The sequence below is a fragment of the Stenotrophomonas sp. FR010 genome, from assembly GCF_047520755.2.
In the GTDB taxonomy this organism is placed as follows: domain Bacteria; phylum Pseudomonadota; class Gammaproteobacteria; order Xanthomonadales; family Xanthomonadaceae; genus Stenotrophomonas; species Stenotrophomonas sepilia.
In genome coordinates this window covers 147,076-168,282 of the sequence record NZ_JAXBQT020000006.1, presented here as the reverse complement: position 1 = coordinate 168,282, position 21,207 = coordinate 147,076, and the positions used below count along the sequence as shown (strand labels likewise).

19 protein-coding genes are annotated in these 21,207 nt (G+C 67.5%); 12 read left to right on the top strand and 7 right to left on the bottom strand.

Going from position 1 to position 21,207, the window contains the following annotated elements:
* Nucleotides 1–21: 21 nt before the first annotated feature.
* The 8 genes from ACM0PK_RS07770 (at nt 22) to hglS (ending at nt 9,406) form a co-directional block, all read left to right on the top strand.
* Complete coding sequence (locus ACM0PK_RS07770) at nt 22–3,045, top strand: TonB-dependent receptor (RefSeq protein ID WP_414607753.1); 3,024 nt, start codon at nt 22–24, stop codon at nt 3,043–3,045.
* 55 nt (nt 3,046–3,100) lie between these two features.
* The gene (locus ACM0PK_RS07765; protein ID WP_414607752.1) at nt 3,101–4,654 is read left to right on the top strand and encodes a serine hydrolase domain-containing protein; all 1,554 of its coding nucleotides are present in this window, start codon (nt 3,101–3,103) and stop codon (nt 4,652–4,654) included.
* Entirely contained in the window at nt 4,587–5,300 is a 714-nt protein-coding gene (locus ACM0PK_RS07760) for a M15 family metallopeptidase (RefSeq protein WP_414607751.1), read from the top strand. Before ACM0PK_RS07765 ends, ACM0PK_RS07760 begins: the two co-directional genes overlap by 68 nt.
* A 209-nt stretch (nt 5,301–5,509) precedes the next feature.
* Nucleotides 5,510–5,881, top strand: coding sequence for a hypothetical protein (locus ACM0PK_RS07755; RefSeq protein ID WP_049413267.1), 372 nt, complete (start codon nt 5,510–5,512; stop codon nt 5,879–5,881).
* A gap of 232 nt (nt 5,882–6,113) precedes the next feature.
* Nucleotides 6,114–6,530 (top strand): EF-hand domain-containing protein, encoded by a 417-nt coding sequence (locus ACM0PK_RS07750; protein ID WP_019662197.1) that lies wholly within the window; start codon nt 6,114–6,116, stop codon nt 6,528–6,530.
* An 84-nt stretch (nt 6,531–6,614) separates the two neighbouring features.
* Complete coding sequence (locus ACM0PK_RS07745; RefSeq protein ID WP_072169044.1) at nt 6,615–7,364, top strand: HAD family hydrolase; 750 nt, start codon at nt 6,615–6,617, stop codon at nt 7,362–7,364.
* A gap of 31 nt (nt 7,365–7,395) precedes the next feature.
* Nucleotides 7,396–7,884: a hypothetical protein gene (locus ACM0PK_RS07740; RefSeq protein WP_072169045.1), complete on the top strand. Its 489-nt coding sequence runs from the start codon at nt 7,396–7,398 to the stop codon at nt 7,882–7,884.
* Between the two features lie 160 nt (nt 7,885–8,044).
* Nucleotides 8,045–9,406, top strand: a complete 1,362-nt coding sequence (gene hglS, locus ACM0PK_RS07735) for a 2-oxoadipate dioxygenase/decarboxylase HglS (RefSeq protein WP_111201280.1) — start codon at nt 8,045–8,047, stop codon at nt 9,404–9,406.
* Nucleotides 9,407–9,531: 125 nt separating this feature from the next.
* On the opposite strand, the gene scpC is transcribed toward hglS, so the two are convergent.
* Nucleotides 9,532–11,046: a succinyl-CoA:acetate CoA-transferase ScpC gene (gene scpC, locus ACM0PK_RS07730; protein ID WP_021202957.1), complete on the bottom strand. Its 1,515-nt coding sequence runs from the start codon at nt 11,044–11,046 to the stop codon at nt 9,532–9,534.
* A gap of 384 nt (nt 11,047–11,430) precedes the next feature.
* On the opposite strand from scpC, the gene glnE reads away from it, so the two are divergent.
* The gene (gene glnE, locus ACM0PK_RS07725; RefSeq protein ID WP_414608078.1) at nt 11,431–14,226 is read left to right on the top strand and encodes a bifunctional [glutamate--ammonia ligase]-adenylyl-L-tyrosine phosphorylase/[glutamate--ammonia-ligase] adenylyltransferase; all 2,796 of its coding nucleotides are present in this window, start codon (nt 11,431–11,433) and stop codon (nt 14,224–14,226) included.
* 173 nt (nt 14,227–14,399) lie between these two features.
* Here the strand turns inward: glnE and ACM0PK_RS07720 are convergent, their stop codons facing one another.
* The 5 genes from ACM0PK_RS07720 to ACM0PK_RS07700 form a co-directional block, all read right to left on the bottom strand.
* On the bottom strand, nt 14,400–14,960 hold the full coding sequence (locus ACM0PK_RS07720) for a queuosine precursor transporter (RefSeq protein ID WP_065179558.1): 561 nt from the start codon (nt 14,958–14,960) through the stop codon (nt 14,400–14,402).
* Nucleotides 14,961–15,035: 75 nt separating this feature from the next.
* Complete coding sequence (locus ACM0PK_RS07715) at nt 15,036–15,548, bottom strand: hypothetical protein (protein WP_414608079.1); 513 nt, start codon at nt 15,546–15,548, stop codon at nt 15,036–15,038.
* Between the two features lie 32 nt (nt 15,549–15,580).
* A complete protein-coding gene (locus ACM0PK_RS07710) occupies nt 15,581–16,084 on the bottom strand; it encodes a hypothetical protein (RefSeq protein ID WP_032953871.1) in 504 nt (167 codons plus the stop codon).
* Between the two features lie 19 nt (nt 16,085–16,103).
* Nucleotides 16,104–16,955: a DUF2145 domain-containing protein gene (locus ACM0PK_RS07705; protein WP_414608080.1), complete on the bottom strand. Its 852-nt coding sequence runs from the start codon at nt 16,953–16,955 to the stop codon at nt 16,104–16,106.
* Between the two features lie 163 nt (nt 16,956–17,118).
* Entirely contained in the window at nt 17,119–18,078 is a 960-nt protein-coding gene (locus ACM0PK_RS07700; protein WP_072169051.1) for a mitochondrial fission ELM1 family protein, read from the bottom strand.
* Between the two features lie 126 nt (nt 18,079–18,204).
* Between ACM0PK_RS07700 and ACM0PK_RS07695 the strand changes: the two genes are divergently transcribed.
* Together ACM0PK_RS07695 and ACM0PK_RS07690 are read left to right on the top strand one after the other, a co-directional pair.
* A complete protein-coding gene (locus ACM0PK_RS07695; protein ID WP_005415046.1) occupies nt 18,205–18,795 on the top strand; it encodes a malonic semialdehyde reductase in 591 nt (196 codons plus the stop codon).
* An 86-nt stretch (nt 18,796–18,881) separates the two neighbouring features.
* Nucleotides 18,882–19,589, top strand: a complete 708-nt coding sequence (locus ACM0PK_RS07690; RefSeq protein WP_005415047.1) for a YceI family protein — start codon at nt 18,882–18,884, stop codon at nt 19,587–19,589.
* Between the two features lie 175 nt (nt 19,590–19,764).
* On the opposite strand, the gene ACM0PK_RS07685 is transcribed toward ACM0PK_RS07690, so the two are convergent.
* Nucleotides 19,765–20,166 (bottom strand): hypothetical protein, encoded by a 402-nt coding sequence (locus ACM0PK_RS07685; protein ID WP_414607008.1) that lies wholly within the window; start codon nt 20,164–20,166, stop codon nt 19,765–19,767.
* Nucleotides 20,167–20,372: 206 nt separating this feature from the next.
* Here ACM0PK_RS07685 and ACM0PK_RS07680 point away from each other — a divergent pair, with 206 nt between their 5' ends.
* Nucleotides 20,373–21,194 (top strand): hypothetical protein, encoded by an 822-nt coding sequence (locus tag ACM0PK_RS07680; protein WP_414607007.1) that lies wholly within the window; start codon nt 20,373–20,375, stop codon nt 21,192–21,194.
* Nucleotides 21,195–21,207: the final 13 nt, after the last annotated feature.

The following is a 21,207-nucleotide window of genomic DNA, read 5'->3' as shown; positions in this document are numbered from 1 at the left end:
TCTTGCAGGAGAGAGCAGGGGATGAAGGCTTACAGCATCAAGCGGGCGGCATTGTGCGTCGCCCTTGGGGCGTGTCTGGGCGTAGTGCTGCCCGGCATCGCGATGGCACAGAACGTGAGCGGCGCAGTTGCCGGCCGTGCAACCGCGGGTGACCAGGTGACCGTGGTCAGCAACAGTACGGGTCTGACCCGTACCGTCACCGTCGGCGCCGACGGCAGCTACCGCCTCGGCCAGCTGCCGGTAGGTGACTACCAGCTGCAGCTCAGCCGCGATGGCCAGAAGCTGGGCGATCAGATTGCTGTCAGTGTGGCAGTAGGTGGTACCACCACGGTCAACCTGGCCAGTGGCGGCGGCGTCACCAATCTCGATGCCCTGCAGGTGGTCGGCACCCGAGTGGTCAACCGCGTGGACGTCTACTCCACCGAGACATCCTTCAACATCAACCGCCAGGAGATCTCGCGGCTGCCGGTGGCGCAGGACCTGTCTGCGGTCGCGCTGATGGCGCCGGGCGTGGTCGGCGGCAACTCGACATTCGGCGGCCTGTCATTCGCTGGTTCATCGGTGGCCGAGAATGCGGTCTTCATCAATGGCCTGAATGTCACCGACATGTATACCCGTCGCGGCTTCAGCACCGCGCCGTTCGCCTTCTTCAAGGAGTTCCAGGTCAAGACCGGTGGCTACTCGGTCGAGTTCGGCCGCTCCACCGGTGGCGTGATCAATGCGGTGACCCGTTCGGGCAGCAACGAATTCGAGGGCGGTGTTGAAGTCACCGCCGAGCCCAGTGCGTGGCGCGCCAGTGGCGGCGATCATTTCCACCGCGACGGCACCCCGCATTCCTACGGCAGCCGCGACAACAACTCCTTCCTGAAGACCAACGTGTGGGGCTCCGGCCCGATCGTCAAGGACAAGCTGTTCCTGTTCGCGATGTACGAAGACCGCAGCGACAAGGGACACAACACCTCGTCCGATGGCAGTACCTGGTTCAAGAACGATTCCGGCAACGGCTTCTGGGGCACCAAGCTGGACTGGAACATCAACGACAACCACAGCCTGGCGCTGCTGGCGTTCTCGGATGAGGGCGATGTCACCAATGCGTCGTACGGTTACAACTGGAACGCCGACCAGCTCGGCGCCTGGGGCGGCGATTCGGTCACCGAGACCGGCGGCCGCAACTGGTCGGCCACCTACACCGGCCACTTCGGACAGAACTTCACCGCGCGCGCCATGGTCGGCCAGAACAACCAGCGTGCCTTCACCAATTCATCGCTGGATCAGGCCTGCAGCCCCGTGTTCACCGACAGTACCTACGGCCCGCGCCTGAGCAAGCTGCAGGGCCTGCGCGCAGGCTGCCACCCCACGGGCACGGCAGTGGCCGAGCGTGACGATACCCGTGACGTGGCGCGACTGGACTTCGAATGGCAGCTGGGTGACCACCTGCTGCGCTTCGGTGTCGACCGTGAGCTGATGACCACAAAGCAGTCCACCCGCTACCCCGGCCCGACCGAACTGAGCTACACCGCCTACGTGGCGCGCCCCGGCGATGAAGTCTGGGACGGTGCCAATGCCTACGTACCGGCTGGCGTTACCGAAATGCTCCGTGCGCGCAACCGCAAGTCGGGCGGCACGTTCGAGACCGAAGCCAATGCGCTGTACGTGGAAGACATCTGGAACATCACCCCGAACCTGATGCTGAACCTGGGCGTGCGCTGGGACCGTTTCGAGAACCGTACCGCCGCCGGCAAGGCGTTCATCAAGATGGATGACCTGATCGCACCTCGCGTCGGCTTCTCGTGGGACATGCGCGGTGATGGCAGCACCAAGCTGTTCGGCAACGCCGGCCGCTACTACCTGCCTGTCACCAACAACATCAACGTGAATTTCGCAGGTGGCCTGACCGACGAGTACAGCTACTACGTGCTCAATGGCTGGGAGCGGAAAACCTCGCCGACCGGCTCACCGTACATGGCACCGGTCGTCGGCCAGCAGATCGGGCCGACCGACACCCGCATGAACACCGGCGGTGCCGACCTGCGCCAGAGTGTGGATCGCGACCTCAAGGCGGTCTACCAGGACGAGTACATCCTGGGCTTCCAGAACATGATCAACCAGGCATGGTCGTGGGGCGTCAACGCCACCTATCGACGCATGACCCGTGCGCTGGACGACATCCGCATCAATTACACCCCATGCGGCCCGACCCCCAGCACGCTGTGGCCGATCGCCAACCCGGGCGAGAGCCTGACGATCTGGGGCGACAAGAGCATCGGCTGCGCCAACGAAGGCTGGATCACCATTGACACCGCCAACAGCGGCTATCGGAAGGGCGGCAGCGGCGAGGTGATCGGTTACTCCAAGCCCAAGCGCACCTACAAGGCACTGGAGTTCCAGATCGACCGTGCCTGGGACGAGAAGTGGATGTTCAACGCGTCCTACCTGTGGTCGAAGAGCGAGGGCAATTTCGAAGGCCCTGTGAATTCCGATACCAACTACGGCGACACGGGCATGGTTCAGTTCTGGGACCATCCGGCCACCAACGAGCGCTATGGCGTGCTGTTCAACGACTTCCGCCACCAGTTCAAGCTGCGTGCCGCTTACGCGCTGAACGAGGAATGGTCGTTCGGAACCACACTGCAGGTGCAGTCCGGTGGCCCGATCACTGCCTACGGCGTGATGTGGCCGAACGATTCCATCGCCGGTGGCAGTACCTCCAGCGAAGGTAGCGGCGGTGGCACCGGCTGGCTGTGCGTGGCCAACTGTTCCGGCCCGTACAACCAGCGGCAGTTCGAGTACAGCCCACGCGGTGCGTTCGGTCGCCTGCCGTGGACCTGGACCATGGGCGCCAATGTGACCTGGCGTTTGCCGGTGGAGGGCATCGACCTCAGTGCACGGCTGTCGGTGTACAACCTGTTCAACAACCAGAAGACCATCAACGTGCACCAGCGCTATGAAGCGCAGCCCGGCCAGTACCGCGAGGCGACGTTCGCCACCGGGACGCGCTGGCAGGCCCCGCGCTACACCCAGCTGGTGGTGACCTGGAACTTCTGAGGCCACGATCCGCGCCGTCCACCGTGACGGCGCGGGCAATGGAGGGGCTGCGCGCATGTACCACCTGCTGATCGTCGCGGCGGCACTGGCCGCACCGTCCGCTTCGGCGACCGACATCGCCTCCCTCGAGGCCGACGTCGCCGCCGTGGTCCAGCACGAGCACCTGCCCGGGCTGGCCATCGCGGTGGTCGACAACGGGCAGGTGGTCTATCGCCACGCCGAGGGCGCGCGCGGCGACGGCGGCCGCATCGACCAGGACACGCTGTTCAAGATCGCCTCCAACAGCAAGGCGATGACCGCCGCGCTGCTGGCGCGGCTGGTGCAGCAGGGCAAGCTGCGCTGGGAGGATCCGGTGCGGCGGCATCTACCGGGCTTCCGCATGCACGATGCGTGGGTGGGCGAGCAGATGCAGGTGCGCGACCTGCTGATCCACAACAGCGGCCTGGGCCTGGGCGCCGGTGACCTGATGCTGTGGCCGGAGCCGAACGCGTTCACCCGTGCCGACATCATCGCGGGGCTGGCGCACCTGAAGCCGGTCAGCAGTTTCCGCAGCCGCTATGCGTACGACAACCTGATGTACGTGGTGGCCGGCGAACTGGCCGCTGCGGCGGGTGGCAAGCCGTATGACCAGCTGATGCGCGAGCAGGTGTTCGAGCCGCTGGGCATGACCCGCTGCCAGGTGGGGGCGTGGTCGGTGAAGCGGGTGGGCAACGTGGCGCAGCCACACGCTTGGCATGGCGACCACAATGCGGTGGTGAACGCCGATGGTGCGATCAGCCCGGATCTACCGTCGATGGCCGCCGGCGGCATCCGCTGTTCGCTGCGCGACATGACGCGCTGGATGCAGGTGCTGCTCGATCCTGCCCTGGCACCTGGCTGGTTGGATGCTGAGCAGCGCCGTACGCTGTGGACCCTGCACATGCCGATGCCGCTGGGTGAACGCCAGCGGCGTTGGGACAACGCGCATTTCTACGGTTATGGGTATGGCTGGCGGGTGTCGGACATGGACGGGCAGTGGAAGGTGGCGCACACCGGTACCCTGTCGGGCATGTACTCGTCGCTGGCGCTGCTGCCTGACCGCAAGGTGGGCGTGGTGATGCTGATCAACGGTGAAGGCGAGGATGCGCGCACCGCATTGATGCAGGCCGCGCTGAAGCGCTTCACCGCCCCCGATGAGGCGCGTCCGGCACTGGCGTACCTGGCCGAACTGAAGGCAGACCAGGCTACGCGCGCGGCAGGCGGCCATCAGCGGCCGGCGACGTCGGAGGCACGGCCGGCATCGGACGCCGATCTGCCGCGCTGGCACGGCCGCTACACCGATCCGTGGCTGGGGCCGGCCTCGCTGTGCCCGGGCAAGGACGGCCTGCGCTTCAGCGTGGACAAGTCGCCCCGGCTGCAGGGGGCTGTGCTGCAGCTGCAGGGGCGCTGGCTGCTGCGCTGGGATACGCTGGGCGAAGACGCGCAGGCGTGGCTGCAGCCGGGTGAGGGCCTGGCACCGACACTGGACCTGCGCGCCATCGATCCGGACATCGACTTCAGCTATGACTTCCAGGACCTGCATTTCACTCGTACTGGCGATTGCCCTGGCAGAGACCACCAGCGCCGCTGAGCCACCGCGCGTTTCACCGGCCACCGACGCGGCCAGCGCCGGGCTGGTGGAGATCCGTACGTTGTCGCCGCGCATCGACCTGGACATCCGCTATGCGGGTGCCAACAACTTCACCGGCGCGCGCGTGCCCGGCTACGAGGCGCCTTCGTGCTACCTGCTGGCGCCGGTGGCGAAGGCGCTGGCCCAGGTGGAGCAGGACCTGCGCGCCGATGGCTTCGGCCTGCGCCTCTACGACTGCTACCGGCCGGTGCGTTCGGTGCAGGCCTTCATGGCCTGGGTGAACGATCCGCGCGAGCTCTCGCGCAAGGCACAGCAGTATCCGGGCCTGGACAAGCCGCGCCTGCTGGCCGACGGCTACATCGCCGAGCGCTCCGGCCACAGCCGCGGTGCCACGGTGGATCTGGGCCTGCTGGATTGCCGCAGCGGTGCATGCACGCCGTTGGACATGGGCACTGACTTCGACTTCTTCGGGCCGCGTGCGCATACGCAGACGAGCGGGCTGAGTGAGACGCAGCAGACGAACCGGCGGCAACTGGTGCAGGCAATGGCACGGCGTGGTTTCGTGAACTATCCGCAGGAGTGGTGGCACTACACGTTCCAGCCGGAACCGGATTCCGGTACCGCGTACGACGTTCCGGTACGGTAGGGGTAACGGCAGGGCACCGCCCAGCCTCTGACAGTTTCCCGCGCGGTCCGTTGTAGGGCCGAGCCCATGCTCGGCTGCTCTTTGTTCAATCGTCGAATTATTCGATCTCGATGGAGACTCATCCACGCATGGCGTGGATCTACTGTGGCTGCCGATTGGGTCCGAAGCAGATCCCTTACACTGGCCGCCTCTTCATCCCTGCCCACCCGATGAACCTTCCCCTGCACTTCGGCCTGCTCGGCACCCTGGAAGCGGGCGCCATTGCCCTGCTGGTCGGCCTGCTCGTGTACCTCCTGTGGTCGCAGCTGTGCCGCCTGCTGCGGTGGTCGATGGGGCACGCGATCGGCTGGTCCTGCGTCATCGCCGTGATCATCGCCGCCGGCATCGATGCGTGGAAGCTGTTCTACATGGGCATCGTGCGGCTGGAATCGCCGCTGTACGCGCGCATCTTCCTGGCCACCATCCACGATCCGAACGAACTTGGCAGCCGTGTGGTGCTGGAAATCGCCGGTGCGCTCGCCGGTGTTGCTCTTGCATGGGTGTTGTTCAGTTCGCGGTCATCGGAAAAAACCGTCGACTGACGCAGGTTTTTCGTTGCCTGCCGGTTAAATGCAGAGGCGCTGAATGCGCATCTTATGAGCCACTCACTTCACCCTAACCACCCCGCTAAAGCATGCGTGGAGGCCAGTGGTTAATCGCGCGTGTGGGCGCCGCTCGCGACGCAAAATCGATTCAGAAACGCGGTGGCAGGGTAGGTGCCGTGCGGAATCAACACGCCGCGCAACACCACCCAATCGGTAGGAGACACCCCTGATGACTATTCGCAACCGCAAGCCCCTGATCGCCCTGATCGTCGCCGCCGGCAGCGTGCTGGCCATCCCGGCGATGGCCCAGTCGGCCAAGCAGCAGGCCGCGCAGGCGCAGAACGAAGCCGCTCAGGCCCAGCAGGCGGCTGCACAGGCCGGCCAGGCCGCCGACCAGGCGACCAATGCGGCCGCAGCGGCATCGGCGCAGGCCAATGGCGGTGGCCAGACCTGGGCCAGCATCGATACCGATGGCAACGGCACCATCAGCAAGACCGAGGCGCAGGTGAACGCCGGCCTGGCCCAGGTGTTCGACCAGGCTGATACCAACAAGGACGGCGAACTGAGCGCCGATGAGTACAAGGCCTACGTGGCCGCCCAGCAGGCTGGTGCGGGTGGCGCAGCGCAGGGTGCGCAGGGCAGGTAAGTCCTGCATCGGGGCGTATGGGAACCCGGGCGGCTTCGGCCGCCCGGGTTTTTTTCGTCACCATGGCCCCTGTATCCTTGGGCGATGAACACCCCCACGCCTGCGCCGTCGCGCGCCATCGGCCTGGTCGGTTTTGACGGTGACGATACGCTGTGGAAGAGCGAGGACTACTACCGCAAGGCCGAGCAGGATTACCTTGACCTGCTGTCGCGCTATGTCGACGTGCATGACACCCAGACCGCCCGCCACCTGCTGGAAGTGCAGCAGCGCCACCTGGGCACCTTCGGCTACGGCGTCAAGAGCATGACCCTGTCGATGATCGAAGCGGCCATCGACATCACCGGCCAGCGCATCGACGCGAAGGACATCCAGCGCATTCTGGAGATCGGCCACGACACCCTGCGCCACCCGGTCGAGCTGATCGACGGCGTGCGTGAAGCGGTGGCGGCCATCGCCGAGCACTACCCGGTGGTGCTGATCACCAAGGGCGACCTGTTCCACCAGGAAGCCAAGATCAAGGTCGCCAACCTGGCCGAGCTGTTCCCGCGCATCGAGATCGTCTCGGAGAAGGATCCGGAAACCTACGCCCGCGTGCTGGCCGAATTCGACCTGCCGATGCAGCGCTTCGTGATGGTCGGCAACTCGCTGCGCTCGGACATCGAGCCGGTGGTGACGCTGGGTGGCTGGGGCGTGCATACCCCGTACGCAGTGACCTGGGCCCACGAGACCCAGCATGGCGTGGCCGACGACGAACCGCGCATGGTCACTGCCGATACCGCCCACGACTGGCCGGCCGCACTGGCGGCGATCGAGGCCAAGGCCGCTGCGGCCTGACAGGGCCGGTCGGCTGCGGCAGAATCGGGGCATGAACCACCGACTGCGCGCGCTGATGTTGTTCCTGCTGCTGGCGCCGGCCACCGTGCTGGCCCAGCAGACCGCCGAGCGTTCGGCCACCTATGAAGTGGACACCGGCGACAGCTGGGTCGACGCCCAGCTGCAGGACATCAACCACTACGCCGAACGCTACCCCGACGCCTTCCTCGACGAAGTGTCGCGCTATGCCGACGTGCCGCGCGGCTACATCAGCGCGCTGTTCACCACCCACGGCTGGCAGGCAGGAGACATTTATTTCGCCTGCTTCTGGGCCAAGGCCAGTGGCCAGACCTGCCGCGACAGCGTGCGTGCCTTCAGCCAGGACCCGGAGGGCGGCTGGGAGGCGGTGGTCAAGCGCATGCCCACCAAGCCGGACAATCTGCACTACCGGGCTGTGCGCCATGCCATCGTGGCCAGCTACCAGCACTGGGACCGGCCGATCACCCTGGATGCCACGCTGAAGCGCCAGCTCAAGCGGTAGTGCCGGCCGCTGGCCGGCAATAGCATCCTTTCCAGGCATCCGGGGTTGCCGGCCAGCGGCCGGCACTACCCGGTCATGTTGCTCTGCGTATCGCCGCCGCCGGGCGCTCCGGCGACAATACGGGTCCGAGCTGTTCCCCGTTCCCGTAATCGAGTGACTGATGAGCGCCTCTTTCGTTTCGCCTGATGTGATCCGCCGCCTGTTCGCGCAGGCCATGTCCCGCATGTACCGCACCGAAGTGCCGCTGTACGGCACGCTGGTGGAACTGGTGGAGCGGATCAACGCGCAGGTGCTTGCCCAGGACCCGGCGCTGGCCGCGCAGCTGCAGCGCAACGACGAGCGTGCGCGCCTGGATGAAGAGCGTCATGGCGCGATCCGCGTCGGTACCGTGCAGGAACTAGCGACACTGCGCCGCCTGTTCGCGGTGATGGGCATGTACCCGGTCGGCTACTACGACCTGTCGGTGGCCGGCGTGCCGGTGCACTCCACCGCGTTCCGCCCGCTGACCGGCGCGGCGCTGGCGCAGAATCCGTTCCGCGTGTTCACCTCGCTGCTGCGCCTGGAGCTGATCGAAGACGAAGCCCTGCGTGCCGAGTCGGCGAAGATCCTCGCACGCCGCCGCATCTTCACCGACGGCGCGCTGGCGCTGATCGACCAGGCCGAGCGCGACGGTGGCCTGTCGCAGGCCGATGCCGAGCGCTTCGTCGATGAAGCACTGGAAACCTTCCGTTGGCACGGCGATGCCACGGTCGATCTGCCGACCTACCACGCACTGCACAACGCGCACCGGCTGGTGGCCGACGTGGTCAGCTTCCGTGGCCCACACATCAACCACCTGACCCCGCGTACGCTGGACATCGACGCTGCACAGGCGGCAATGATCGAGCACGGCATGGCAGCCAAGGCGGTGATTGAAGGCCCGCCGCGTCGTGCCTGCCCGATCCTGCTGCGCCAGACCAGCTTCAAGGCGCTGGAAGAGGCCGTGCACTTCCCGGATGCCGAAGGGGGTGATGCCGGCACCCATACCGCGCGCTTCGGCGAGATCGAACAACGCGGCCTGGCGCTGACCCCGAAGGGCCGCGCGCTGTATGACCAGCTGTTGTCGCAGGCCCGCGACGCCGGTGGCGAAGGCAGCACCGGCGGCGACTACGGCCAGCGCCTGCAGGCGGTGTTCGCCAGCTTCCCGGATGACCATGACACCCTGCGCCAGGAAGGCCTGGGGTATTACCGCTACCAGCTGACCGACGCTGGCCGCGCCGCGCCGGAGCGCGTGGCCGATTTGCCCGCTGAAGTGCTGGTGGCCGCCGGCCTGGCCACGGCCGACCCGATCGTCTACGAGGATTTCCTGCCGGTCAGTGCCGCAGGCATCTTCCAGTCGAACCTGGGCGGCGAAGAACAGCGCGCCTATGCCGCGCATGCCAACCGTGAGGCCTTCGAGCAGGCCTTGGGCGTGGCGGTGAACGACGAGTTCGAGATCTACGAGCGGCTGCAGGCCGAGTCGCTGGCGGCGCTGCGCGGGTAAACCGCTTGCCGTGGAGCCGAGCGTGGGCTCGGCTCTACAGGGATTCTGCGGAGCGGCCCCTTTGTAGAGCCGGCCGCTGGCCGGCTGTTGGGGAAGCCGGCCAGCGGCCGGCTCTACCGCGGGCCTCAGCCCTTCATCGTTCCGGTATCCAGCCAGCGCTGGTGCCACGACAACGCTTCCGGCAGCAGGTGCGGGGTGTGCTTGCCGTAGCTCTCACGGCTGGCACGGTCGAAGTAATCCTGCAGCTGCGGGCGGAAGTCCGGGTGCGCGCAGTTGTCGATCAGCACCTGCGCGCGCTTGCGCGGGGTCAGGCCGCGCAGATCGGCCAGGCCCTGTTCGGTGACGATCACCGACACATCGTGCTCGGTGTGGTCGACATGGCTGGCCATCGGCACGATCGCCGAGATGGTGCCGTTCTTGGCGGTGGACGGGCTCAGGAACGCCGACAGGAAACCGTTGCGGGCAAAGTCACCGGAACCGCCGATGCCGTTCATGATCCGCGTGCCCATCACGTGCGTCGAATTGACGTTGCCGTAGATGTCCACCTCGATCATGCCGTTCATGCCGATGCAGCCCAGGCGGCGCACCAGTTCCGGGTGGTTGGAGATTTCCTGCGTGCGCATGATGATGCGCTCGCGGTAGAAATCGATGTTCTCCTTGAACGTCTCATTCGCCTGCGGGCTCAGCGCGAAGCCGGTGCACGAGGCGTAGCTCAGCACGCCGTCGCGCAGCAGGTCGAGCATGCCGTCCTGGATCACTTCGGTGAACGCGGCCAGGTCGCGGAAACCGCTCTTGGCCAGGCCAGCCAGCACGGCGTTGGGGATGTTGCCCACGCCCGACTGCAACGGCAGCAGGTTCGGCGGCAGGCGGCCCTTCTTCACCTCGTGCTTGAGGAACTCGATCAGGTGCGAGGCGATCTGTTCGCTGGTCGCATCGATCGGGCTGAACGGGCTGTTGCGGTCCGGCCCGTTGGTACGCACCACGGCCACGATCTTGTCCGGGTCGCAGCGCAGCGCGGTATCGCCGATGCGGTCGTTGGCGTTCACCAGCGGAATCGGCTTGCGGTGCGGCGGCAGCGCGGTGCCGTAGTAGATGTCATGCATGCCGTCGACGCCGGCCGGCTGCCATTCGTTGACCTCGACGATCACCTTCCTGGCCAGGTCCAGCCAGGTCTTGTTGTTGCCGACCGAGGTGGACGGCACCAGCGAACCATCTTCGCGGATGGCCGAGACTTCGATGACGGCGGTATCGATCTCGCCATAGAAGCCGAACCACACGTGCTGGGCGACGTGGCTGAGGTGGATGTCGATGTAATCCAGCTTGCCCTCGTTGATGCGGTTGCGCGCATCCGGGTCGCTCTGGAACGGCATGCGCATGGCGATGCCATCGGCCTTGGCCAGCGCGCCATCGAGTTCCGGCGCGGTCGAGGCGCCGGTCATCAGCTTGATCTGGAAGGGATTGCCCTGGGCATGCACCGCTTCGATGCGGCGGGCCAGTTCGACGGGAACGGCCTTGGGATACCCGGAGCCGGTAAAGCCGCTCATGGCCACGGTTTCACCGGGCTGGATCAGCGCGGCTGCGGCCTCGGCGGAGACCACGCGGTCACGGAGACGCGCGTTGGCGATGCGATCAACAGACATGACGACAGTGTTTCTGGGGGGAATCCCGATTATCGGCCATCCTCATCCGTACGGGGGGTTCTACCTTCGTGGAATGGCTTTTCCCCCAGTGGCTCACCCATACCCACCGGTTCTGTTTTGCAGTGCAGCGTGCAAAGTGCTTTCGCAGCCCGCACGATGGCCCTGCATCCCGACGTGGGGGAGGGAGCAGAGCCCGCTGGCAGTTCGCTGCAAGCGGGCTTTTTTATTGCCTGTGGCCCAGTGTGAATACGCGGCCTCCATTATCGGTAGTGCCGGCCGCTGGCCGGCAACTGCAGCAACCTTCGGCAGAATCATGGGATCTGCCGGCCAGCGGCCGGCACTACCGGGTCCGTCGCGTCCCGACCGGGTCGATACAATCCGCCCATGACCCTCGCCCCCGCTGACCTGCCCGCCCCGCTGCAGCCCCTTGTCGACCGCGCCCTGGCGCGCCTGGCCCAGGTCCTGCCCGAGCCCGTTCCTGCCGAACTGCTGCCGCTGCTGACCCGACTGGCGGTGGCCAGCGACTTCGCGCTGGACACCCTGGTGCGGCAACCGGCGCTGCTGGCGCAGCTGGCTACCCCCGGCTGCCCGCCGATCCCGCCACCGGTGCTCGATCCGCTGCAGCCCAGCGACTGGCCGGCGCAGATCCGGCGCTGGCGTACTGCCATGTCGACGCGGCTGATCTGGCGCGACCTGACCGGTCTGGACGACGTGGCACAGACCCTGGCTGGCGCCACCACCCTGGCCGAGAACTGCCTGCGGCTGGCGCTGGACGCGCTGCAGCAGGAATTCGCCCAGCGGCACGGTGTGGTCCGCGATGGCGAAGGCGCCGCGCAGCAGCTGGTGGTGTTCGGCCTCGGCAAGCTCGGCGGCGGCGAGCTCAACTTCAGTTCCGATATCGACCTGGTCTACGCCTATCCGCACGGCGGCGAATCCGACGGCCCGCGCGCGCTGGCCGCTGAAGAGTATTTCGCCCGCCTCGGCCAGCGCCTGGCCAAGCTGCTGGACGAAACCACCGTCGATGGCTTCAGCCACCGCGTCGACCTGCGCCTGCGCCCGTTCGGCAGCGCCGGCCGCGTCGCGCTGTCGTTCGCGGCGATGGACCAGTACTTCCAGCGGGAAGGCCGCGACTGGGAGCGCTATGCGTGGCTGAAGGCGCGCGCTGTCGCCGGTGATATCGAGGCCGGTGAAGCGTGGCTGCAGACCCTGCGCCCGTTCGTGTACCGCCGCTACCTGGATTTCACTGCGCTCGATGGCCTGCGCGAGATGAAGGCGGCGATCACCGCCGAAGTCGCGCGCCGCGAGCTGCACGAAGACATCAAGCGCGGCGCCGGTGGCATCCGCGAGATCGAGTTCTTGTGCCAGGCGCTGCAGCTGATCCGCGGTGGCCGCGAGCCTGCGCTGCGCGAGCGCCGCCTGCTGGTGGCGCTGGACGCGCTGGTGGCTGCGGGGCAGATCGCGCCCGAGGACGGCAGTGCGCTGCGCGAGGCCTACCTGTTCCTGCGCCGCCTGGAGAACCGCCTGCAGATGCTGCGCGATGCGCAGACCCACGTGCTGCCCAGCGATGCACTGGACCGCGAGCGCATCGCCGTCGGCCTCGGCTACCCGGACTGGGACGTGCTGCGCGCGGCGCTGGCCGAACAGCAGCAGCGGGTCAGTACCGAATTCGCCGCGCTGCTGGCACCGCGCAAGGGCCAGGCCGCGCCCGACGCGCTGGCCAACTACTGGCGTAGCCTGCCCGAGGGCAGCAACGCACCGCTGCTGGCTGAAGCCGGTTTCCTCGATGCCAACGGCGCGGACCAGTCATTGCGTGATTTCGCGCAGGGCACCGGCGTGAAGTCATTGTCCGATGCCGCGCGTGCGCGGCTGGATCGCGTACTGCCCGCGTTGCTGCATGCGGCCACGCGTTCGCCGCAACCCGACGCCGCGCTCAAGCGTGTGCTCGGCCTGTTGCAGGCCGTGCTGCGCCGGACCAGCTATCTCGCGCTGCTGGACGAACAACCGAGCGCGTTGGCGCGTCTGGTCGATGTGCTGGCGCGCAGCGCGCTGCTGGCCGAGCGGCTGGCCGCGTACCCGCTGCTGCTGGACGAACTGCTGGACGTGCGCGTGTCCGGGCCGATGCCCGATGCGGCCGGTATGCTGGCCGAGTGCCAGCAGGTGCTGGCGGTGGAAGATCCCGAATCCGCACTGCGCTGGCTCAATGAGACGCGGCTGGCGCTCAGCTTCCGCATGGCGATGGCCACGCTGGATGGCCGCCAGGGTGCGGTGGACAGCACGCGGCAACTGGCCGAGCTGGCGCAGGCGGTGGTCACCACCGTGCTGGCGATGGCCGAGGCGGACATGCGCGCCGCGCACGGCGGGATTCCCGGTGGACGTTTCGCGATCATCGGCTACGGCAGCCTCGGCGGGCTTGAGCTGGGCTTCGGTTCCGACCTGGACCTGGTGTTCCTGCACGACAACCCGGCTGGCGTGGAGGCCAGCGATGGCGCACGTCCGCTGGAACCGGGGCGCTGGTATGCACGACTGGCACAGAAGGTGATGGCGCTGCTTGGTGCGGTCACCGCCGCCGGGCGCCTGTACGACATCGACGTGCGCCTGCGCCCGGACGGTGGCAAGGGTTCACTGGTGTCTTCGTTGGCCAGCTACACCGAATACCAGCGCGAACGCGCGTGGACCTGGGAACACCAGGCCCTGGTGCGCGCACGCGGTGTGGCCGGTGATGCCAGTCTGCTGGCCGATTTCGAACAGGTGCGTGCACAGACACTGGGTCGTGAGCGCGATCCGGCCACGCTGTATGCCGATGTGCTGAAGATGCGCGGCCGCATGCGCACTGAACTGGACCGCAGCGATGCCGCGCGGCTGGACCTGAAACAAGGCGCCGGTGGCGTGGTGGACCTGGAGTTCCTGCTGCAGACCGGCGTGCTGGCGCGTAGTGCGCAGCATCCCGCGCTGCTGCAGCCACGCGACACGCCGTCGCTGATCGATGCGTTGGCGGTTGCCGGTTTCCTTCCGGAAGACACTGCGCAAGCACTGCATGGCGCGCATGCCACGCTGCTCGACGTGGGCCTGGCCTGCACGCTGGACCGTCGCCCGCGACTGGCACCGACCACGCCCGCGATTGAAGACGCGTGTGCGGCGATTACGGCGGCGTGCAGAGCGGCGGAGCTGCCGTTCGGGTGAGTGGGCACCCATTAGAGCAATTGCCCGGGGATGATCCGCTGTTGGTAGGTGCCGACCGTTGGTCGGCACAATCTGTCAGCGGTGATGAACTCTGATGGAGCGTGCCGACCAACGGTCGGCACCTACCGTGCTCATGTGCCATCCAAGGTTGGCACCTACCAGAGCATGTGCGTTCAGCTGGCGGCGCGCAGCGGCGCCATCTTCCACAGCAGCGCGCGGAACGGGGCCAGCAGGCAGACGCCGATCGCCAGCTTCACTGCCAGGTCGCCGGCGGCCCAGCTCACCCACGGCAGGGTGGAACCGGCAAATGCGATCGACCAGAAAATGGTGGTATCCACCGTCGCGCTGCAGGTCGTGGCCACCATCGGTGCGCGCCACCAGCTGCCGCGGCGCAGGCGGTCGAACACGGTGATGTCCAGCAACTGCGCCACGATGAAGGCCGAGCACGAGGCAACGGCGATGCGCGGCGTGGCCACCCAGATCGACAACAGCACCGCCACCGCGAAGCCGATCCACGCCACGCGGCGCGCCGGGCCCGGGCCGAAGCGGCGGTTGATCAGGTTGCTGACCAGGAACGCGACCGGATAGCTGAAGGCGCCCCAGGTCAGCCAGTCATTGATCGGGTACTGCACCAGCACGTTGGACAGCAGCACCACCGCGCCCATCGCCAATACCGCCAGCACCAGGGCGCGGGCGGTCAGCGGGGCAAACACAGGGGCAGGACGCACGGACATGGCGAGCCAGGGGGACAAAGGGGATCGCTCATTATCCGCCCGGCCCGCGGCAAAGCCAAAACCGCTTGTTCAGCTTTACAACGCTTCGCTCATCACATCGCCCGCGGCGTAGGCGGTGGGGACGTAAGCCAGCGCTTGGCCCTGTGCGCTCTTCACGGTCCAGCCGGCACCGGCCTCGGTGGGGTCGAAATGTACCCGCTGGCCGACCACGAAGGCCGCCGTCTGGTCTTCATGCACGCGCGCCGGCCAGCGCAGGGTGGCGGTCTGATCGGCCTTGTCGGGCACCTGCAGCTGCACCTGGCGCTCGCCGGCCGCCGTGGTCTCCACCTTCTTCACTTCCATCGGCGGCAGTGGCACCGCCTTGGTGCGGGCAACCCTGGCATTGCGTTCGCTGGCCTTGAACGGCGCCTTGGACAGTTCGGACAGGCCCGCCGACGCAGCGAGCGGCACCGAGACCACGATCAGCGAGGTGATCAGCACGCTGGCCTCGCTGCTGTTCAACTGCGGCGCGGCGCCGGCATGGACGGTGGGCACCAGCAGCGCGGAGAGCAGCAATGCAGAAGCGGGAACGCGCAGGCAACGGAACATGGAGACATCCTGGTCAGCGTGAAGACGGCGGCTCAGCGCCGGGTATCGAAGATATCGCGCGGGCCGGTGGCCTCGGGCAGGTATTCCAGCGGGCGGCCCTGGTTGTCCTTCAGCTGCCAGCCCTGGTCGGCGCCGGTTGGCTCGAAGTTCACGGTCTGGCCCACGGTGAACTGCACGGCCGGGTCGCCGACGCCGCGCGGATACTGCATCGATGCGGTGTTCTGCGGATCGTTGGCATCACGCAGCAGCACTTCGCGGCGGCCATCGACGGTGGTGGCGATTGCGCTCACCTCCATCTGCGGCAGCTTGATCTGCTGCGGGCGGGCCAGCGGCTGGCCGGCATCGGCCGCATCCTGGGCTTCCTTCGCTGCTGCGGCGCGGGCCGAGGCCACCATCTGCGTGGACATTTCCAGGCTCGGTCCCTGCGGGCCCGGGTCATGGATGATCACGATGCGGCGTTCGGCGTGGGCGGCCGTCGACCACGCCAGGCCGGTGACGATCACCATCGACAACACAGAGGTAAGCAGCGGACGCATGTCGTTCTCCTTGCGGGATTCAGGGCGTGGCGGCGGTGGCACCGGCCACCGGCACATGGGGGATCACCAGTTCCTGCTGCAGCTGGCTGCGCTGGTGCAGGAAGTCGAACACCGATTCCACCGTCACCACCGAATAGTTGCCGGAGATGCGTTCGCCGGCTGGATGGTCGGTGGTGGTGGCGTTGGCTACGAACAGGCGCGCACCCACGCGCTTGCCGAGGCCGATATGCAGCACGCTGGGCTGGTACTTCTGCTGGCGCAGCCACTGCTGTGCCTGTTCGCGCTTGACGATGGCCGGCGCGCCTTCGGTCTGCGCCATCGCCGCCGCCAGCACTTCCAGCACCCACTGGTTGGAGTTCTGGTGGTCGGTGGCGAACGGGTAGGCGACCACGTTGTACCTTGTTTCGTGCAGCGCCTTGGGCTGGATCGAGGGCGGCACCAGCATCGCGCGCAGCGCCGCACGCAAGGGGGCCGACGGCACGCCGATGCGCAGGTCGGTATGGCCGCCGCTCTCGCCGACGAAGTTGCCGAGGCCCTCGTGGTACAGCTGCGAGCTGTCGGTCTTGCAGCGGTTGAGCAGGTGCATCGCGCGCCAGCGGCCGTCGTCCTCGCGCAGCAGGAAGGCCAGGTGGCTGTGGCGCAGGCCGTAGCGGCGCAGGTCCTGGCCACCGCGCGCGGCCACCACCACGTCCACATCGGGCAGCGCGTCCAGGCGTTCGGCGGTGGTCCAGGCCACGTCCAGCATCGCCGCCTGCGACGCCACGCTCGGGTAGCGCTCGCGGCAGGCGGTGCTGTCGGCCCAGGCCGGTGCGGTCGCCAGCAGGCTGGCGATCAGCAGCGCGGCGCGGCGCAGGCGGGAAAAACGATCCATGTCGGTACCTTCAACGGCGGGCAGGCCCGCGCGCCGATCATACGCTGCTCAGCGCAGCGGGCGATCCACGCCCTTGCGCCGCGTAGTCGGGTAGTGCCGGCCGCTGGCCGGCATCGGCAGGGTGTTCGGTAATGCGTGCAGCATTGCCGGCCAGCGGCCGGCACTACCCCAGGGCCAGGCGCTGCTTTACTTCCGCCGCCACGCGCGCGGTTTCGCGCAATGGCTCGATGCGGTCGTACTGCCAGTCCAACCAGTGCGGCTGCAAGCGCCCGCGTTCGCGCAGCTGCTGCTGGAACCGGGCCAGCCGGCCCTGCGCGGTATCGGCCAGCGCCACCATCACCGGCATGCGCGTGGCGCAGGCTTCAGAGAGCAGGTTCACCGAATCGGGCGAGACCACCACGCGGTTGGCCCAGCCGAGCAGGCCACCATAGGGATTGGTACCGTCGCCACCATCGCCCCAGATCACGTGCGGCAGGTCGGCGAACTTCGCGCGCAGGATCTCGGCCAGGGCTGGCGGCGTGCGTCGCGAGGTGGTGGCCAGCAGGCTGCCGCCTTCGCTGCGGATCTGCTCGGCCAGCGCCTGGAACACACCGACCATCGCCGTCTCGTCCCACGGCGCCAGCGGTGTCGGCCCGCCCACCAGCAGTGCGGTGCGCGGACCGGGCAGGGTGCTGAAGCCAGCAAACGCGGCGCGGCCCCAGGCCAGCCAGTCGTCGTCCACCGGGTTGAGGCTGCCGAGCAGGGTCAGCACATTGCTGCCGCGCAGGGCGTCGTGTTCGGGCACCACCACCACGTCCCAATGGCGGGCGCCGATGCGTGGGTCGAGGATCTGCACCACCTGGCTGCCGCGTGCACGCAGCACGCGCAGGGCACCGGCCGCCTGGCGACCACAGCCGATCGCCAGTGCCGGCGCCTCGGCCGCCAGCGTCGCCAAGGCCTCGCCGTAGCCATTCACATCGCCGGGCAGGCGCCGCGGCGACAGCCAGCGCCAGGGGGCGCGCGGTTGCAGGAGCAGCGGTCGGTGGGTGCCCTGGCGCAGTGCCGAGGCCAGCGCGACCGCTTGGCGGACATTGCCCGCACGGCCGTCAGTGACCGTCCATGGCGCGCTCGATCGTTTCACCATTGGCATTAATTCGTTTCAGCCCTGCTGGGTGTTGCAACAGTCGCGACACTCTACACTGCGGCTCGTCGTTTCGCCCCGCGCCGCCCGCGGGCACTGACTTCCTTTCGCCGCCCTGGAGATCCACCGATGTCCCACGCGCTCGACGCCGCTGCCCTTGACCAGCTGTTCCGTACGGCCCGCACCCAGAACGCCTTCCTCGACAAGCCGGTCCCCGAGAGCCTGCTGAAGGAACTGTACGACCTGGTGAAGTGGGGCCCCACCGCGGCCAACACCACGCCGGCGCGCTTCGTCTTCGTCACCTCGAAGGAGGCCAAGGACAAGCTGGCCCCGGCGCTGTCCGAAGGCAACCTGGCCAAGACCATGGCTGCGCCGGTCACCGTCATCATCGGTTTCGACCTGGACTTCCACGAGAAGCTGCCGTACCTGTTCCCGCACACCGATGCCAAGGCCTGGTTCGATGGCCCGCAGGAAGGCCGCCACGAAGCCGCCATCCGCAACGGCAGCCTGCAGGGTGCCTACCTGATCCTGGCTGCGCGCGCGCTGGGCCTGGATGCCGGCCCGATGTCCGGTTTCGACCCGGCCAAGGTCGACGAAGCCTTCTTCGCCGGCACCTCCATCAAGTCGAATTTCCTGGTCAACCTGGGTTACGGTGACCCGGCGGGCCTGTTCCCGCGCCTGCCGCGCCTGTCGTTCGACGAAGCGGCGCGCATCGCGTAAGTCGCTGTATCGGTTTCGGGCCCGCTGTTCCGCGGCGGGCCATTGCTGCACCGTGTACCCACCCTACGATCCGGAGAGTTCCTCAGATGAGCGCCACCCGTAAACTGCTGCTGCCGCTGGCCCTGACCCTGGCCATCGCCGCCTGCTCCAAGCCGGCCGACACCGCTGCCCCGGCCGCCGATGCCGCCGCCCCGGCCACCACCGAGCAGGCAGCCACCCCGGCGGCTGATGCCGCTGCTGCCGCGCCAGCTGCTGAAGCGATCAAGATCGCCTCGGGCACCTACAAGCTGGACCCGAGCCACACCGACGTGCTGGCGCAGTGGAGCCACTTCGGCTTCTCCAACCCCAGCGCGCACTTCGGCAACGTCGAAGGCACCCTGGTGTACAACGCCGAAGACGTGACCAAGTCCACCGTGGAAGTGAAGCTGCCGCTGAGCGGCCTGAACAGCTTCACCGCCAAGTTCGACGAGCACCTGAAGAGCGCCGACTTCTTCGACGCCGCCAAGTTCGCCGATGCCACCTTCAAGAGCACCAAGGTGGAAGCGGCCGGCACCAACAAGCTGACCGTCACCGGCGACCTGACCATCAAGGGCATCACCAAGCCGGTCACCCTGGACGTCACCGTCAACGGCGGCGGCGAGCACCCGATGGCCAAGGTTCCGGCCGCCGGCTTCGATGCCACCACCACCCTGAAGCGCAGCGATTTCGGCGTCGGCGCCTACGCCCCGAACGTCAGCGATGAAGTGAAGATCCGCATCACCACCGAAGCCACCGGCGAAAAGCCGGCCGCTTGATGCACCCCGCTCACTCGTCGTGAGAAGGCAGAAGGCCCGCTGAAGAGCGGGCCTTCTTTTTGGGTTCTGCATGCGAGGCACCCGATGCCGATGGGGTTGCCGGCCAGCGGCCGGCACTACCCGGCAGGTGCCAACCTGCATCTGGTGGGTGCGGACCGTTGGTCCGCACGATCCCTCAGCGCAACGCGCCCAGCCACGCCCCACATGCTTCGCTCGGGCTCTGCTTGGCCTTCACCGTCATCCCGCTCACCCGCACGAACGTCTGCGCCGCCTGCGCCACCCTCTGGCGTGCGATCAGCGCCGCCTGCTTGGTGGCCGCCTGCTGCTTGCGCAGCTGCACGATGTTGATCGAAGGCCGACCCACCGGCGCGTACTTCTGGTCGCGGCGCAGCACGTCGGCCACCTGCGCCACTTCGAATTCGGCCTGCACGTAGCGGTGCTGTGCTTCCACCAGCTCGCGCAGCGGCGCGCGCAGTGCAGCGGTATCGGCGAAGGCGGCCAGGGCCGCGTCGCAGGCAGCGTCATCAGCGAAGCGGGTACGCAGCGCGTCCACGCTGGCCAGGGTCAGTTTGGCCATGTGGGCCTCGTTGCTGCAGGAAAGGAGCGCGATTGTCGCATTGCCAGCTCGGTAGTGCCGGCCGCTGGCCGGCAATTGCATGGGAGTGTGCGGACCAACGGTCCGCACCCACCAGTCGATGGCGGTCCGCACCCACCGACGGCGGCGCAGCCGAGCGTGGGCTCGGTTCTACAATGGCTGCTGTATCACCCACGGAAGGAAGACCCATGCAGGACGCGCAGTACTGGTTGAACGAATTCTGGTCGGGCCTGAGCGTGCTCGATCTGGTGGGCGGCAGCGTGCTCGGTACGCTGCTCGGCCTGGTGCTGGGCATCGCCGGCTGGCGCTGGCTGCATCGGCGTGGTTGGTTGCAGCGGCGCAAGCGCTGGCATCACTGGCTGCTGGCCAGCTACGTGCTGCTGCTGCCGCTGGCCACTGCCTTCTTCGGCCTGCAGCTGGGCTTAACCGCCGGTGCGCACCGCGCGCTGTTCAAGCAGCTCGATCATTTCCAGCCGCACCTGCAGACCCTGGTGGAAGGCTGGAGCGAAGGCTTTACCGATTCGCTGGACGACCCGCGCATGCGCGAGGCACTGCGCAGCCAGGGCACGGTGGGCGACGTCGCCGACACCATCGCCTCGGCCTACCTCAGCGAGCATCCGCTGCCCGGCCTGGACCGTCTTGGCAACGGCCCGTTGGCACGTGGTACCGGCTGGGTGATCAGCAAGGTGCGCGAGGGCCTGTTGCGCAGCATGGTGGAAGACACGCTGGTGGACAGGGCCGGTACCCTCGGCCTGGAACCCAAGGTGGTGCGCGAGGCGCTGACCATGCACGTCGATGAGCTGCTGCACACCCGTGGCGTGCTGCGGCTGGTGAAGGCGCAGATCAACGGCATGATGCCGGGCGTGTACTTCGGGCTGCTGTTGCCGTTGTTGATCATCGCGCTGCTGGTGGTGCTGGAGATCTGGGCCGCGCAGCGGTTCGGGTGGACGCGGCAGGCGGCGCCCAGTGCTCCTGTAGAGCCGAGCCCACGCTCGGCTCATCGCGCGTAACGCGAGGGTGGAG

Excerpts from the sequence above, each read along its gene's own strand:
- ACM0PK_RS07680 (WP_414607007.1), top strand. The coding sequence starts at position 20,373 with ATGCAGGACGCGCAGTACTGGTTGAACGAATTCTGGTCGGGCCTGAGC.
- ACM0PK_RS07715 (WP_414608079.1), bottom strand. The coding sequence starts at position 15,548 with ATGTTCCGTTGCCTGCGCGTTCCCGCTTCTGCATTGCTGCTCTCCGCG.
- ACM0PK_RS07760 (WP_414607751.1), top strand. The coding sequence starts at position 4,587 with ATGACTTCCAGGACCTGCATTTCACTCGTACTGGCGATTGCCCTGGCA.
- ACM0PK_RS07750 (WP_019662197.1), top strand. The coding sequence starts at position 6,114 with ATGACTATTCGCAACCGCAAGCCCCTGATCGCCCTGATCGTCGCCGCC.
- ACM0PK_RS07770 (WP_414607753.1), top strand. The coding sequence starts at position 22 with ATGAAGGCTTACAGCATCAAGCGGGCGGCATTGTGCGTCGCCCTTGGG.
- ACM0PK_RS07745 (WP_072169044.1), top strand. The coding sequence starts at position 6,615 with ATGAACACCCCCACGCCTGCGCCGTCGCGCGCCATCGGCCTGGTCGGT.
- ACM0PK_RS07695 (WP_005415046.1), top strand. The coding sequence starts at position 18,205 with ATGTCCCACGCGCTCGACGCCGCTGCCCTTGACCAGCTGTTCCGTACG.
- glnE (WP_414608078.1), top strand. The coding sequence starts at position 11,431 with ATGACCCTCGCCCCCGCTGACCTGCCCGCCCCGCTGCAGCCCCTTGTC.
- ACM0PK_RS07765 (WP_414607752.1), top strand. The coding sequence starts at position 3,101 with ATGTACCACCTGCTGATCGTCGCGGCGGCACTGGCCGCACCGTCCGCT.
- ACM0PK_RS07705 (WP_414608080.1), bottom strand. The coding sequence starts at position 16,955 with ATGGATCGTTTTTCCCGCCTGCGCCGCGCCGCGCTGCTGATCGCCAGC.
- hglS (WP_111201280.1), top strand. The coding sequence starts at position 8,045 with ATGAGCGCCTCTTTCGTTTCGCCTGATGTGATCCGCCGCCTGTTCGCG.
- ACM0PK_RS07685 (WP_414607008.1), bottom strand. The coding sequence starts at position 20,166 with ATGGCCAAACTGACCCTGGCCAGCGTGGACGCGCTGCGTACCCGCTTC.
- ACM0PK_RS07700 (WP_072169051.1), bottom strand. The coding sequence starts at position 18,078 with ATGGTGAAACGATCGAGCGCGCCATGGACGGTCACTGACGGCCGTGCG.
- scpC (WP_021202957.1), bottom strand. The coding sequence starts at position 11,046 with ATGTCTGTTGATCGCATCGCCAACGCGCGTCTCCGTGACCGCGTGGTC.
- ACM0PK_RS07690 (WP_005415047.1), top strand. The coding sequence starts at position 18,882 with ATGAGCGCCACCCGTAAACTGCTGCTGCCGCTGGCCCTGACCCTGGCC.
- ACM0PK_RS07720 (WP_065179558.1), bottom strand. The coding sequence starts at position 14,960 with ATGTCCGTGCGTCCTGCCCCTGTGTTTGCCCCGCTGACCGCCCGCGCC.
- ACM0PK_RS07710 (WP_032953871.1), bottom strand. The coding sequence starts at position 16,084 with ATGCGTCCGCTGCTTACCTCTGTGTTGTCGATGGTGATCGTCACCGGC.
- ACM0PK_RS07755 (WP_049413267.1), top strand. The coding sequence starts at position 5,510 with ATGAACCTTCCCCTGCACTTCGGCCTGCTCGGCACCCTGGAAGCGGGC.
- ACM0PK_RS07740 (WP_072169045.1), top strand. The coding sequence starts at position 7,396 with ATGAACCACCGACTGCGCGCGCTGATGTTGTTCCTGCTGCTGGCGCCG.